This is a genomic window from Ruegeria sp. AI3 (assembly GCF_056541245.1).
On the sequence record NZ_JBQFYA010000001.1, the window covers coordinates 77,564 to 90,577 of the forward strand.

Here is a 13,014-nt window from a genome sequence, read left to right on the forward strand (position 1 = left end):
ACTCAGGTGGTCGGGGCGTTTTTTATGGTGAAAAGGCTCGCGCTGGGTTTTTGAACGTATCTTAAAGAGATTTTAACCCGTTATAGGGGAAATCTGTTATACTGCATTCACTTATCGTTGATGCAGATTTGAATCTAGCAGTGGCGTTCCTAGGTTAAACACTCAAATACGCGGGTGTTTGGTCCGCAAAAAAACCGGCGATGCGCCTAATTTGGAGACGTGTATGAAGCCCCTCTCGGCCCTTATTGTCGCTGCGACAATAGCGATGACTGGTCCGGCCTCGGCCGAGGACTGGACGGGGGCCTATGCGGGGTTCAGCTTTGGCTATGCGGATGCGGACGGGTCCGGCGGCGCAGGTGGCAACGATACCGTTTTCGGACCCCATGTCGGGTATGACCGCGATTTCGGCGCCTTCGTTCTGGGCGGTGAGCTGGAGTATAACCGCCTGTCCCTCAACCTTGGTCAGGATCAAGGCAGTGTAGATAGTATCACCCGGCTGAAGTTGCGGGGTGGGTATGATTTTGGCGCGGCAATGGGTTATGTCGTGGTCGGTGCGGCGCGTGTTGAAACCTCGGAAGAGAATGACACAGCGGCGGTTTATGGCATCGGCATTGCCTATCCCATCGGAGACAACTTCGTGATCAGTGGCGAAGCGTTGCGGCAGGATTTTGACGATGTCACCCGCTCGGGCGGTGGGTTGGACACGAATATCTTCAACCTGCGTACAACGTTCCGGTTCTAAGCGCCTTCACTCAGCGGCTTGCTGACCTGCCATTTCGGACGCGAAAGCACAGATCGTCTTCAGAGCCGTTTCGAAGCGGTCATCATCGATGGTCATGGCAACCCGCACGTGTCCTGCAGCGGCTGTACCGAAGCTCTCTCCGGGCATGACGGCAATCGCGTGTTTATCGAGAAGGGCATTTGCAAACCCCTCACCGGTCAGACCGGTCGCACGGATATCCAACATCAGGTACATGGCGCCATCTGCAGGGACGAGGCCGATGGTATTCTGTTCGGCCAGCACCTGTAGCGCGCGGGTCCGGCGACGACGGAAGGGGGCTGCTATTTCATCTTCGAGTGTTGTGCCCGCGTTCAGGGCAAAGCGCGCGGCATCCTGAATGAAGCCTGGGACGCCATAGGTGGTGTGGGTGGCGAGATTGATGAGGTGGCTGATGACCTCTTCCGGGCCAATAACCCAGCCGCAACGTGATCCCGTCATGGCATGGGATTTCGACATGGACCCGACGACCAGCGTGCGGTCGGCCATACCGGGCAGGGCACGCGGAGACAGATGCGCGCCCTTCCATACCTGCGTGTCGTAAACCTCATCCGAGATCAGCCATAGGTCGCGCCTCTGGCACAGCTCAGCGATGTCCTTCAGTGTCTCGGGTGAATAAACCACTCCGGTCGGGTTGTTCGGCGTGTTGATCAGCAACGAGACCGCACCATCGGCCATGGCCTCGATCTGTTCGGCACGCGGTTGAAAGGCATCTTCAGCCGTGATCTGAACCGCCCGCGCCACAGTGCCGGTTCGGCGAATGGTGCCGGGATAGGTGGCGTAGTAGGGGTCAAGGAACAGCCCGACATCGCCGGGGTTGCACACAGCCATATGAGCCGCAAACAACCCCGCCTGTCCGCCCGGAGTGATCAGGACATTGTTTCGGGTGGTTGATACTCCGGTCCGGGTCTGAACCCGTGCGGCAACCGTGTCGCGCAGCAGATCGGTGCCGGGTACCATGGCATAACCGGTATGGCCGTCGCGGGCCGATCGGTTCATCGCATCCAGGATCGAGGCATCGGTGCCGATGTCATGTTCGCCGATTGTCAGCTGCGTCACTGCGTGGCCTTCGGCGACCATGCGGCGCGCGCGATAGAACACATCCCACCCGTCGCTGCCGCCTCCGGTGATCTGCGTGATGCGATCTGACAGTTTCATGATCTTGCCTCGGTTTGTATTTGTGGCGACAGGGGCAGAGCGATCCGAAATTGTCAATCAGCTTCGCGCAGGAAGGGTGGCCTGAACCTTTTTCGTGAGCGATGCACGCACCAGATCGTAAGAGGCGGCAAGGCGGTAGCGCATTTCGTCCTCATTCGCGTCAAAGGGCAGGCGAACCCAGCTGCGGTGGAAATACGGGGCTTTCACACCGACACCCGCATCGATCAGCATCTGCGCGGTTTCGAAATCGGGTGTTTTGACCGACACGCCATCATTGGCGGTCCCGATACAGGCGAACATCTTATCGCCGACCTTCCACGCATCATGCCCGCCGCCCCAGGGGTCCGACCATTCGGCCCCCGGCAGGTCGCGACAAATAGAGTTGACGAAATCCCGGCTCATGCGCGCAGAGTGCTGGAGAAGACGCGCGAACTCAAGCCTTGGCTTGGCGCGTGACGCATGTTATGCCCAGCGGATGGACCGGATGATCTGCACCATTATCTGCTGCATTACCTGCTGAATTCTCAAGCGGGCCGGTTTCTTTCGTTTTCATCCCTGAGACAAGTTGCTAAGCCCGCGCCAACGCGCAAGCTTTAGGAGCCCGAGTGATGACGACAATCAAGCTGCACAACACGCGGACGCGGACGAAGGAGGATTTCGTTCCGATCAAGGCCGACGACGTGCGGATGTATGTCTGTGGACCCACCGTTTATGATCGGGCCCATCTGGGCAATGCGCGACCGGTGGTTGTGTTCGACACGCTCTATCGGTTGCTGCGCCATGTCTACGGTGCGGATCAGGTCACTTATGTTCGTAACTTCACCGACGTGGATGACAAGATCAATGCCACAGCTTTGGCCCGCAAACAGGCCGGGGCCGAGGGATCATTGGAGCAGTTGGTGCAGGAACGATCCGATGAAACCATCGGATGGTATCTGCATGACATGGGCGCGCTTGGGGCGTTGGAGCCAAACGCTATGCCGCGCGCGACCGAGTATATCGCGCAGATGATTGAGATGATCGAAGGGCTGATCGCGAAGGGTCATGCCTATGCCGCTGAAGGTCATGTGCTGTTTGCTGTCGATAGCTGGAAATCGGGGTACGGAAAGCTTTCCGGTCGCTCGGTCGATGACATGATTGCCGGCGCGCGGGTTGAGGTTGCACCTTACAAAAAGAACCCTATGGATTTTGTGCTGTGGAAGCCTTCGACCGATGAGCTACCGGGGTGGAACTCGCCTTGGGGTCGGGGCCGTCCGGGGTGGCATATAGAATGCTCGGCCATGAGTTATGAGTTGCTGGGGGCGAGTTTTGACATTCACGGCGGCGGCAATGATCTGATGTTCCCGCATCATGAGAATGAGATCGCCCAAAGCTGCTGCGCCCATCCGGAGGGCGAGTTTGCGCGCGTCTGGTTGCATAACGAGATGCTGCAGGTCGAAGGCAAGAAGATGTCCAAGTCGCTGGGCAATTTCTTCACAGTGCATGACTTGCTGGAACAGGGCGTGCCGGGTGAGGTGATCCGCTTTGTTTTCCTGCAAACCCACTATCGCAAACCGATGGACTGGACCGAGAAGAAGGCACGTGAAGCCGAGGCCACCTTACGCAAGTGGCGGGCGCTGACAGCGGGCATCGAGCCCGCCGCCAGCGCGGCCCCCTCGGTCATTGAGGCGCTGGCGGATGACCTGAACACGGCGGGTGCCATCGCCGAACTGCACCGTTTGGCTGCGGAAGGAGATGCGGCTGGTCTGCTGGCCAGCGCGCAGGTTCTCGGGCTTTTGGGCGACGATATGGGCGCTTGGGCCGAAGTTGTTGATCTGACCACCTTCGCTGCCCGGTTGGCTGAAGCACGTGCCGCGGCGATGCAAAGCAAGGACTTCTCGGAAGTGGATCGTTTGAAATCCGCTTTTGTCGCTGCAGGTCTGGAAGTGCGCATGAGCAAAGAAGGCGTTGAACTGGTTCCGGCTGCGGGATTTGATGCGTCGAAACTGGAAGATGTTTGAAGGAAATCCGCGCGCCACGTGGAAAGATCGACTACTCTGGGCCAGCGGGAGCAAGCCATGACCAAGGAACGCCTCTATCTCTATGACACGACCCTGCGCGACGGGCAGCAGACGCAGGGTGTGCAGTTCTCGACGGCTGAGAAAGTGCAGATCGCGCAGGCTTTGGACGCGCTTGGGGTGGACTATATCGAAGGCGGTTGGCCCGGTGCGAACCCCACGGACAGCGCGTTTTTCGAGGTCGCTCCGAAGACCACCGCACGGTTGACGGCCTTCGGGATGACCAAGCGCTCTGGACGGTCGGCCGAGAATGACGATGTGCTGGCGGCCGTTATGAACGCCCGGACGCAGGCTGTCTGTTTAGTGGGTAAATCCCATGACTACCACGTGACCCATGCGCTTGGCATTTCGCTGGAGGAGAATCTCGAGAACGTCCGCGCCTCTGTCGCGCATCTTGTGGCGCAGGGGCGTGAGGCGCTGTTCGATGCCGAGCATTTCTTTGACGGCTACAAGGACAACCCGGCCTATGCGACCGAGGTCTGCCGGGCCGCTTTGGACGCGGGAGCGCGTTGGGTAGTGTTGTGTGATACGAATGGTGGTGCTTTGCCATCCGAGGTCGGGCGCATTGTGTCCGAGTTGGTCGCCGCAGGCCTGCCAGGGGATCGACTGGGTATTCACACTCACAACGACACAGAAAACGCGGTGGCGTGTTCACTGGCGGCTGTCGATGCGGGCGCGCGCCAGATTCAGGGCACTCTGAACGGTTTGGGAGAGCGATGTGGCAATGCCAACCTGACCGCTCTGATCCCGACATTGCTGTTGAAGGACCCCTATGCCTCGGGGTTCGAGATCGGTGTGAACCCGAACGCGCTGGCCGGTTTGACGCGGGTGAGCAGGATGTTGGACGATATCCTGAACCGAGTGCCGAGCAAGCAAGCGGCTTACGTAGGGGCCTCGGCTTTTGCGCACAAGGCGGGGCTTCATGCGAGTGCGATTCTCAAGGACCCATCGACCTACGAACATATCGACCCGGCGACGGTAGGGAACACGCGGATCATCCCGATGTCGAACCAGGCCGGGCAATCGAACCTGCTCAAACGGCTGACCGACGCAGGCCTGATGGTTGAAAAGGGCGATCCCGCCCTTGGCCGTATCCTCGACCGGATCAAACAGCGCGAGGCTGAGGGGTATTCCTACGACACCGCTCAGGCGAGTTTTGAGCTGCTGGCGCGTGATGAGCTGGGGCAGATGCCCGAGTTCTTTGAGGTCAAGCGCTACAAGGTCACCGTTGAACGTCGCAAGAACAAATACAACAAAATGGTCAGCCTGTCCGAGGCCGTGGTTGTGGTGAAAGTGGACGGTGAAAAGAAGCTCTCGGTCAGTGAATCGGTGGATGATCAAGGCAGCGACCGAGGGCCGGTGAACGCGCTCTCCAAGGCGCTGGCAAAGGACCTGGGGCAGTATTCGCAGGTGCTGTCGGATATGCGTCTGGTCGATTTCAAGGTGCGGATCACCCAAGGCGGGACCGAGGCTGTAACGCGCGTCATCATCGACAGTGAAGACGGGCAGGGGCGGCATTGGTCGACCGTGGGTGTCAGTGCCAACATAGTTGACGCCTCGTTCGAGGCACTGCTGGAGGCGATCCAGTGGAAACTGATCCGCGATAGCGGGCATAGGAAAGCGGCGGCCGAGTGACCGCCGTCTTTGAAGAAGACGTAAAGGCTTGTGCGGCCCTTGTGCAAAAGGCCGATCCGGACCGATTTCTTGCCACCATGGCCTCGCTCGTCGAAGCGCGGGCCGTATTGTTTCCGATCTATGCGCTGAATGCCGAAATCGCGCGCGCGCCGTGGGTCACGCAAGAGACGATGATTGCCGAAATGCGCTTGCAATGGTGGCGCGACGCTTTGCAAGAGATTGCCGAAGGGCAACAGGTGCGGCGGCATGAGGTGGTGACCCCTCTGTCCAGGGTGTTGTCGCCACATCTGGCCGGTTTGCTGGATGAATACGTGGCTGTCAGGCGGTGGGATATCTACCGCGATCCGTTCGAAGATACCGAGCATTTCGAGAATTACATCGATCAAAGCGCTGGCACATTGATGGTAGTAGCTGCGCAATCTCTCGGGGCAGCGGATGAGGGCGTTTTGCGCGATTTCGGCTACGCAGTCGGTGTGACAAACTGGTTTCGGGCCATTCCGGAGCTGGAGGCCCGAGGGCGGATTCCTTTGCTCGATGGCACTGAAGACGGAGTACGCGCGTTGGCAAACACTGCGTTGAGGCGGTTGAAGTCCGCGCGCAGCAGGCGATCTGAGGTTTCCCGCGCCGCTCGCCCGGCGCTCTATGCCGGATGGCAGGCCGAGTGGGTTTTGCGGAAGGTTCTGGCCAATCCCGCACGGGTCGCGCGCGGGGATCTGGCGCAGGGGGAACTCGGGCGCAGGTTATCTCTGATGTGGACTGCCAGCACGGGCCGCTGGTGATCAGGCAGTGTCCGGCTCGGCCGGACGCAGGACTAGCCACAACAGTGCGCCACCGGCCAGCGTGAGCAGGGGTACCATAGCGAGGTTCACAGCCGTCCACCCTTCGACCGGGGACCCACCCGAGCAGTTCATCAACCCGCCCGAGGCCAGCGAGGCAAAGGTCACGCCGCCAAACACCAGAAGGTCGTTCATGCCCTGCATCCGGCCACGCTCACTCACGTCATGAGAATCGGCCAGCATTGAGGTCGCGCCAATGAAGCCGAAGTTCCAGCCGATCCCCAGCAGGATCAGCGCGACGAAGAAGTTGCCAAGCTCCACCCCTTGAAGGGCGACAACGCCTGCGGCGCCGAGAATGGCAAGGCCGAGCGCTACGATCTTTTCAACGCCGAAACGGGCGATCAGGTGGCCGGTGAAGAAGCTGGGAATATACATGGCAAGCACGTGGCCAGTCACTACATCTGCGGCGTCATTGGCCGTGTATCCGCACCCGACCACAGCCAGAGGGGTCGAGGTCATTACCAGGTTCATCAGAGCGTAGGACACCATGGCGCAAATAATGGCGACGGCGATCCGAGGGGTCTTTAACATCTCGATCCGCGACCGGCCTTTGGGGCTGTCTTCGCTCGCGCGTGGCGGCGTGGGGATGTCGAGAAAGAAGAACAGCGCCGAGCCGATGACGTTGATGCCGATCACCGCCAGATAGGTGCCCAGGAACGGAATGACATAGGCCGTTGAGGTCAGCTTGACGATCTGCGGGCCAATTATGGCAGCCGCTAGTCCACCCGCCATCACATAGGAAATAGCTTTGGGCCGAAACGCGTCGGATGCGGTGTCCGCCGCCGCAAAACGGTAGAACCCGTGTGCGCTCATGTAGATGCCGGTCAGCAGGCTGCCGATCAGGAAGATCGGGAAAGAGCCCAGATACAGACCATATGCTCCGATCAAACCGCCAAGCGAACCGGCGGTTGTACCGACCAGAAACCCGGCGCGGCGGCCCCAGCGTTGCATGATCGCAGAGATGGGCGTGGCCGCCAGCATCGATCCCAGAACGATCAGCGATATGGGCAGCGTCGCAAGGCAGGCGTTTGTGGCCAGCGATTGCCCGGCCAGCCCTCCGACAATGAACATCATCGGCATTTGCGCGCCCAGAACAGCTTGCGCTGCCACAAGTACGGCCACGTTACGCTTGGCCTGAAAGTCGTTCGGAGTCTCTGAGATCACAGTCATGACGCCATGCGTATCGGCGATCTGCAGCTTGCACAAGCGGGTTGCATACGCGGCAAAGCGCCCTAACGTGCAAGTGACCCAAAACACCGGAGCGCACATGTCCGTCGGACGCATCATCGAAACCAACGCCTGTGTGTCCGAAGGGGCCGAGTGGCTGGCCCAATCCTGTCCGCGTATGGCCTATGCGATGGATCAGACGGGGCCGCTGCCTCTGCGCCGCAAACCGGATGGTTTTGCGCAATTGTTGAGCGCAATCGTCAGTCAGCAGGTCAGCGTGGCCTCGGCCAATGCGATCTGGAAACGGATGCAGGAGGCGAAACTGACCGGCCCGCGCAAGATCATGTGGGCGACTGATGAGGATTTGCGGGCCGTCGGGCTAAGCCGACAGAAGATCCGCTATGCCCGTGCTCTGGCCGAAGCACGTATTGATTACAAAGCGTTACGCGACGCGCCTGATGCAGAAGTCATCTCGACCCTGACCGAAGTATCCGGCATCGGTGTCTGGACCGCCGAGATCTACGCCATGTTCTCGCTGGGCCGCGCCGACGTGATGGCGCCGGGCGATCTGGCGCTGCAAGAGGCTGCCCGGGTTCTTTACGACTTACCCAAACGTCCAACGGACAAAGAGTTGCGACAGATGGCCGAGGTATGGTCGCCCTGGCGGTCGGTTGCGGCGCGGGTTTTGTGGGCCTATTACCGGGTGGCCAAGCAAAGAGAAGGGATCAGATGACACGGGTTTTGAACGCGCTCAGGAAAGAGCCGGTTTCGGGCGACACACGCTCGGTCGTGGTGTTCGTACACGGCTATGGGGCGAACGGGGCCGATCTGTTGGGCCTTGCCGACCCATTGGGCGAGCATTTGCCCGACACGTTGTTCGTAGCCCCCGATGCGCCGGAACAAATCCCCGGAATGCCAAATGGGTTTCAGTGGTTCCCAATCCCGTGGATCGACGGCTCATCCGAGGAGGAATCCCGACGCGGCATGGAGATGGCGAGCGACGACTTCAACGCCTTCCTCGACGCGCTGATGGTGGACGAAGACGTGCTTCCCGAGCAGGTTGTATTGTTCGGATTCAGCCAGGGCACGATGATGAGCCTGCACGTCGCCCCGCGCCGTGAGGACCCAGTGGCTGGCATCGTCGCCTTTTCAGGCCGTTTGCTGGAACCTGATTTGTTGCCTGACGAAACCGTCAGCCGGATGCCGATCCTGTTGGTCCATGGGGATGCGGATGACGTGGTGCCTCCGCAATCGCTGCCCGAGGCCGCCGAGGCCCTGCAAGCGGCAGATTTCAAAGAGGTCTACGCCCATGTCATGAAAGGCACCGGCCACGGCATCGCTCCTGATGGCCTGAGCGTTGCGCTGGCCTTCATGCGCGACAAGCTGAGCCTGTAGCTGTGATTGCGGTTCGCCCCATGATGCCCGAGGACGTGGCCGACGCCTGCCGCATCCTCAACGATATCATCGCCGCAGGTGGGACAACCGCACATGAAATTCCGTTTTCGGAGGCATTGTTTGCAGAAAGCTATCTGACCGGGGTCGATAAGATCTGCTGCCACGTCGCTCTGGACGACCAAGGCGCGGTAGCCGGTTTTCAGTGGTTGGGTACTCATGATGCACTGCCCGAAGATTGCGCGGATATTGCGACCTTCACACGGCGCGATCCTCCGTTGCGCGGCGCAGGGCGTGCGTTGTTTCAAGAAACCTCGAAAACAGCGGCGACCTTGGGGTTCAAGGCGATCAACGCCACCATACGCGCGGACAATTCGCCGGGCCTTGGCTACTACGGAAAAATGGGGTTCGTTGACTATTCTGTGGACTATGGCCGCCCACTGCGGGATGGCACACCGGTCAATCGAATTTCGAAACGCTTTGATCTTGGAAAGGGCAACGCATGTTGATTGTCACCGGAACCGTCGAAGTCTCGGCCGATCATGTGGACAAGGCAGCAGAGGCTGCAAGGGCGATGGTCGCTGAAACGGTGAAAGAACCGGGCTGCCTGATCTATGAATTCAGCCAGGTTCTGGGCCATGCGAACCTCTTCCGGGTTTATGAAGAATGGCAGGATCAGGCCGCGTTAGAGGCGCATTTCGCCGCCGCGCATATGGCTACCTTCCAAGCCGTATTGGCTGAGGTTGGGGTGATCTCAAGCGAGATCTATCGCGTAGTGGGCGGAGAAAAGCAGCCCTTGCGCTGACGGTTTCAGGCCCAAAGGTGCCCTTCGGCAAATTCGACTGAGTTGCCAGAAGGATCGCGCACGTAAAGGGACCGCGCGCCGTTTGGCCAATCGAACTCGGCATCCAGGGGGATGTTCCAATCTAGCAGATGCTTTCGCATTGCAGCCATCTCATCCCGCGTCAGGACGAGGCACACATGCCCCGGCCCAAGCGCGCCGTGCGGAGGGACAGGCAGATCTGGGTTCAGAGGTGGCTGCTGGGTCTTTTCAGGATTGAATATCAGCAGAACAGAGGCTCCGACCCGATAAAACACGTGGCGGTCCTCAATGCGTTGTATCTTTTCCAGCCCCAGAACCTCACCGTAGAACCGTTCGGCGGCGTCCAGATCATCGACATAAAGCGCCGCTTCCAAGATGGCAGAGGGGGCCGGTATCTCGGGTGTCACCTTCATGCGGTTCAGTTTAGCCCGGCGCGTGTGGTCTGTCACCGTCGGGGGCGTCGATCCCGTTTGCGCTGAGCCGTAGCCTGTATCTGCGGCATCGGCAGGCTGTCCCACTGGCCCGTCTTGAGCCCTTCAAGCGTCCAGTCTCCGATGCGACAGCGGATCAGGCGCAGGGTCGGCAGGCCAACGGCCGCTGTCATCCGGCGCACCTGCCTGTTCTTGCCTTCGCGAATCGTCAGCTCGATCCAGCTGTCCGGCACGGTCTTGCGTTCGCGGATCGGAGGGGTGCGAGGCCATAGGTCTTCGGGCTCTTCAATTTCCCGCACCTTGGCGGGCCGGGTTAGGCCATCCTTCAACTCGACCCCATCGCGCAGGGCCTTGAGGGCCGCCATATCTGGCTCGCCCTCGACTTGCACCCAATAGGTTTTGACCATCTTGTGCTTGGGGTCTGATATCTGCGCCTGCAGCTTGCCATTGTCGGTCAACAGCATCAGCCCTTCGCTGTCACGGTCCAACCGACCAGCGGGATAGACGCCGGGCAGGTCGATGAAATCCGACAGGGTGCTGCGCGGCGACTCGGCGTTTGCGCGGTCGGTGAACTGCGGCAGCACGTCAAAGGGTTTGTTGAATCGAATGAACCAGCTCATACCTCCGCCATAGCCTGCAAAACACGCTGTGTGCAACCTGTGGATAACTGTCATCTGGCTGTTACGGATTCGGCTTACCCAGTCTGCGACATATTGTGGAAACTCAGGGCTTGTCAGAGTTTTAACACGATATATAGTTATCTTAAGGCCGGAGCGGGTGCTCTCCGCTCTGGTGTCACAAACGGGCAGCTGAGAGCGAGGAGCGATTCTGTGATGGACGGAGACTTCAGGACCGATTTTGTAAGAGAGCCGGGTATGCTCAAACAGCATCCGGCCTTGGTTTTGAATGCCGACTACCGCCCTTTATCCTACTACCCCTTGTCTCTGTGGCCGTGGCAGGAGGCGGTCAAGGCGGCCTGGTTGGACAGGGTCGACATCGTGGCTGAATATGACGAAGTGGTCCGCAGCCCGAGTACCGAGATCCGAATACCGTCGGTGGTTGTCCTCAAAGACTATGTAAAACCCAGAAAGCGCGTGGCCTTCACGCGCTTTAATTTATTTCTTAGGGATGAATTCCGCTGCCAGTATTGCGGAAGCCGAGACAACCTGACCTTTGACCACGTTGTGCCGCGTGCCGCCGGAGGGGTGACGAGCTGGCAGAACGTGGTTGCCGCGTGCAGCCCATGTAACTTGCGCAAAGGTTCCAAGTCGCTGCGTCAGGCAGGCATGAGCCTGCGCAAACCACCGCGTCAGCCCGATGCGGAGGCCTTGCGCAATATTGGGCGGAAATTCCCGCCGAACCACCTGCATGACAGCTGGATCGACTTCCTCTATTGGGACGCGGAACTGGACGAGGCTTAAGCCTTCGCCCGCCACGCGGCCAGCCAGAGCAGAACAAGAACCGCAGAAAGGGCTGCGTTCCAGCCGGCCATGGACAGGCCGAACATTTCCCACGGAATCTCATCGCAGCGCACCAGCGGGGCGGCCATGATCTGGTTCATCAGTTCTTCTGCCGACAACCCTCCGATATCACCCGAGGTGCAGGTTGAGGGACCTTCCCACCATCCTTGCTCGACGCCCGCGTGGAAAAAGCCAATTCCGGCCGTGATCATCGCGGCCAAGGCTCCGATCAGCGGTAGCGGGTTGAGTTTTGGCAGCACCAAGGCCAGAGCGCCGATCACGACTGCAGCAACATGGGGGTAGCGTTGCCAGATGCACATTTTGCACGGGGCGAGACCGCCAATATGCTGAAATCCCCATGCGCCCAACAACAGGGCCGCCGACCCTCCGGCTGCCAGGATCACGTAAGTCGATCGTTTTGTCATAGATATTTAACCGCCAGAAACCCGCCAAACAGCAGGATGATGAACAGGGTGAACATAAGCCCGAGGCGCTTTTCGATGAAGTCCCGGATCGGCTCTCCGAACTTCCACAACAGGCCTGCCACAAGGAAGAATCGCAACGCGCGCGCCAGAATCGAGGTCGCAATAAAGGTGCCCAGCGGCATGCCGGTCCATCCTGACATGATGGTGATCACCTTGTAGGGGAAGGGGGTCACACCGGCGGCCAGCACGGCCCAGAAGCCGAAATCGTTGAAGCGGGTGTTGAACTCTTCCATCGCGTCGGCCTTGCCCATGGATTCGAGAATGGGTTGTCCGATGCTCTCATAGGCAAAGGCACCAATCGCATAGCCCAGCATGCCGCCCAGAACCGAGGCCACCAGGGCCACGCCTGCAATCAGCCACGCCTTCGAGGGGCGCGCCAGAATCATCGGGATCATCAGGACATCGGGTGGAATCGGAAAGAACGAGCTTTCGATAAAGGACACGACGGCAAGCGCCCATAGGGCATGAGGGTGCTCGGCCAGCCGAATGGTCCAGTCATACAGGGATCGCAGCATCACACTCTCACAGTCGCGTCTCAGGTCGTGACAGGCAAACCACGGGCGTGCGGAAGGGTCAACTGCCGTGCGGCCAACAATCGACGGGGCAGTGTGTTTTTGCCTCTGGACCTTCCCAGTCAGGGACGCTAATCCAATGTCCGTGGCCCAAGTGGCGGAATGGTAGACGCAGGGGATTCAAAATCCCCCGGTAGTGATACCGTGCCGGTTCGAGTCCGGCCTTGGGTACCAAAGTAAAAACAGAGAGTTAGGGGAACCTGCTCTCTGTTTTTTCTTT

General features: G+C 59.6%; 16 protein-coding genes and 1 tRNA gene. 10 read left to right on the forward strand and 7 right to left on the reverse strand.

Annotated elements, in window-relative coordinates; translation table 11 throughout:
• Positions 1 to 223: 223 nt before the first annotated feature.
• The gene (locus tag ACRZ95_RS00390; protein ID WP_170675993.1) at positions 224 to 742 is read left to right on the forward strand and encodes an outer membrane beta-barrel protein; all 519 of its coding nucleotides are present in this window, start codon (positions 224 to 226) and stop codon (positions 740 to 742) included.
• A 6-nt stretch (positions 743 to 748) separates the two neighbouring features.
• On the opposite strand, the gene ACRZ95_RS00395 is transcribed toward ACRZ95_RS00390, so the two are convergent.
• Positions 749 to 1,936, reverse strand: coding sequence for a pyridoxal phosphate-dependent aminotransferase (locus ACRZ95_RS00395; protein ID WP_170675994.1), 1,188 nt, complete (start codon positions 1,934 to 1,936; stop codon positions 749 to 751).
• A 57-nt stretch (positions 1,937 to 1,993) separates the two neighbouring features.
• Positions 1,994 to 2,338: an MmcQ/YjbR family DNA-binding protein gene (locus ACRZ95_RS00400; protein ID WP_170675995.1), complete on the reverse strand. Its 345-nt coding sequence runs from the start codon at positions 2,336 to 2,338 to the stop codon at positions 1,994 to 1,996.
• A gap of 206 nt (positions 2,339 to 2,544) precedes the next feature.
• Here ACRZ95_RS00400 and cysS point away from each other — a divergent pair, with 206 nt between their 5' ends.
• Genes cysS through ACRZ95_RS00415 form a run of 3 tightly spaced genes read left to right on the forward strand, consistent with a single transcriptional unit; the run spans position 2,545 to position 6,407 of the window.
• Entirely contained in the window at positions 2,545 to 3,936 is a 1,392-nt protein-coding gene (gene cysS / locus ACRZ95_RS00405; protein WP_170675996.1) for a cysteine--tRNA ligase, read from the forward strand.
• Positions 3,937 to 3,993: 57 nt separating this feature from the next.
• Positions 3,994 to 5,628 carry a citramalate synthase gene (gene cimA / locus ACRZ95_RS00410; RefSeq protein WP_170675997.1) on the forward strand — a complete coding sequence of 545 codons (1,635 nt, stop codon included), beginning with the start codon at positions 3,994 to 3,996 and terminating at the stop codon, positions 5,626 to 5,628.
• Complete coding sequence (locus tag ACRZ95_RS00415; protein WP_170675998.1) at positions 5,625 to 6,407, forward strand: squalene/phytoene synthase family protein; 783 nt, start codon at positions 5,625 to 5,627, stop codon at positions 6,405 to 6,407. Before cimA ends, ACRZ95_RS00415 begins: the two co-directional genes overlap by 4 nt.
• Here the strand turns inward: ACRZ95_RS00415 and ACRZ95_RS00420 are convergent, their stop codons facing one another.
• Positions 6,408 to 7,634 (reverse strand): MFS transporter, encoded by a 1,227-nt coding sequence (locus tag ACRZ95_RS00420; RefSeq protein WP_170676143.1) that lies wholly within the window; start codon positions 7,632 to 7,634, stop codon positions 6,408 to 6,410.
• Positions 7,635 to 7,731: 97 nt separating this feature from the next.
• On the opposite strand from ACRZ95_RS00420, the gene ACRZ95_RS00425 reads away from it, so the two are divergent.
• From ACRZ95_RS00425 to ACRZ95_RS00440, 4 genes are read left to right on the forward strand one after another with little or no spacing between them, the layout of a single operon-like run.
• Positions 7,732 to 8,364: a DNA-3-methyladenine glycosylase 2 family protein gene (locus ACRZ95_RS00425; RefSeq protein ID WP_170675999.1), complete on the forward strand. Its 633-nt coding sequence runs from the start codon at positions 7,732 to 7,734 to the stop codon at positions 8,362 to 8,364.
• Complete coding sequence (locus ACRZ95_RS00430) at positions 8,361 to 9,026, forward strand: alpha/beta hydrolase (RefSeq protein WP_170479682.1); 666 nt, start codon at positions 8,361 to 8,363, stop codon at positions 9,024 to 9,026. The genes ACRZ95_RS00425 and ACRZ95_RS00430 overlap by 4 nt, the downstream gene beginning before the upstream one ends.
• A gap of 2 nt (positions 9,027 to 9,028) precedes the next feature.
• Positions 9,029 to 9,532, forward strand: coding sequence for an N-acetyltransferase family protein (locus ACRZ95_RS00435; protein WP_480554367.1), 504 nt, complete (start codon positions 9,029 to 9,031; stop codon positions 9,530 to 9,532).
• Positions 9,526 to 9,828 (forward strand): antibiotic biosynthesis monooxygenase, encoded by a 303-nt coding sequence (locus ACRZ95_RS00440; RefSeq protein ID WP_170676000.1) that lies wholly within the window; start codon positions 9,526 to 9,528, stop codon positions 9,826 to 9,828. Before ACRZ95_RS00435 ends, ACRZ95_RS00440 begins: the two co-directional genes overlap by 7 nt.
• A gap of 5 nt (positions 9,829 to 9,833) precedes the next feature.
• Here the strand turns inward: ACRZ95_RS00440 and ACRZ95_RS00445 are convergent, their stop codons facing one another.
• A complete protein-coding gene (locus tag ACRZ95_RS00445; RefSeq protein WP_170676145.1) occupies positions 9,834 to 10,259 on the reverse strand; it encodes a VOC family protein in 426 nt (141 codons plus the stop codon).
• 32 nt (positions 10,260 to 10,291) lie between these two features.
• On the reverse strand, positions 10,292 to 10,897 hold the full coding sequence (locus ACRZ95_RS00450) for an rRNA large subunit pseudouridine synthase E (RefSeq protein WP_170676001.1): 606 nt from the start codon (positions 10,895 to 10,897) through the stop codon (positions 10,292 to 10,294).
• A gap of 213 nt (positions 10,898 to 11,110) precedes the next feature.
• Between ACRZ95_RS00450 and ACRZ95_RS00455 the strand changes: the two genes are divergently transcribed.
• Positions 11,111 to 11,698 carry an HNH endonuclease gene (locus ACRZ95_RS00455; protein WP_170373643.1) on the forward strand — a complete coding sequence of 196 codons (588 nt, stop codon included), beginning with the start codon at positions 11,111 to 11,113 and terminating at the stop codon, positions 11,696 to 11,698.
• Here the strand turns inward: ACRZ95_RS00455 and ACRZ95_RS00460 are convergent.
• The gene (locus tag ACRZ95_RS00460; protein ID WP_170676002.1) at positions 11,695 to 12,162 is read right to left on the reverse strand and encodes a disulfide bond formation protein B; all 468 of its coding nucleotides are present in this window, start codon (positions 12,160 to 12,162) and stop codon (positions 11,695 to 11,697) included. The genes ACRZ95_RS00455 and ACRZ95_RS00460 overlap by 4 nt on opposite strands.
• Positions 12,159 to 12,737, reverse strand: coding sequence for a YqaA family protein (locus tag ACRZ95_RS00465; RefSeq protein WP_170638758.1), 579 nt, complete (start codon positions 12,735 to 12,737; stop codon positions 12,159 to 12,161). Before ACRZ95_RS00465 ends, ACRZ95_RS00460 begins: the two co-directional genes overlap by 4 nt.
• 145 nt (positions 12,738 to 12,882) lie before the next feature.
• Here ACRZ95_RS00465 and ACRZ95_RS00470 point away from each other — a divergent pair.
• Positions 12,883 to 12,968 (forward strand) — tRNA-Leu (locus ACRZ95_RS00470).
• The last annotated feature ends 46 nt before the right edge of the window (positions 12,969 to 13,014 follow it).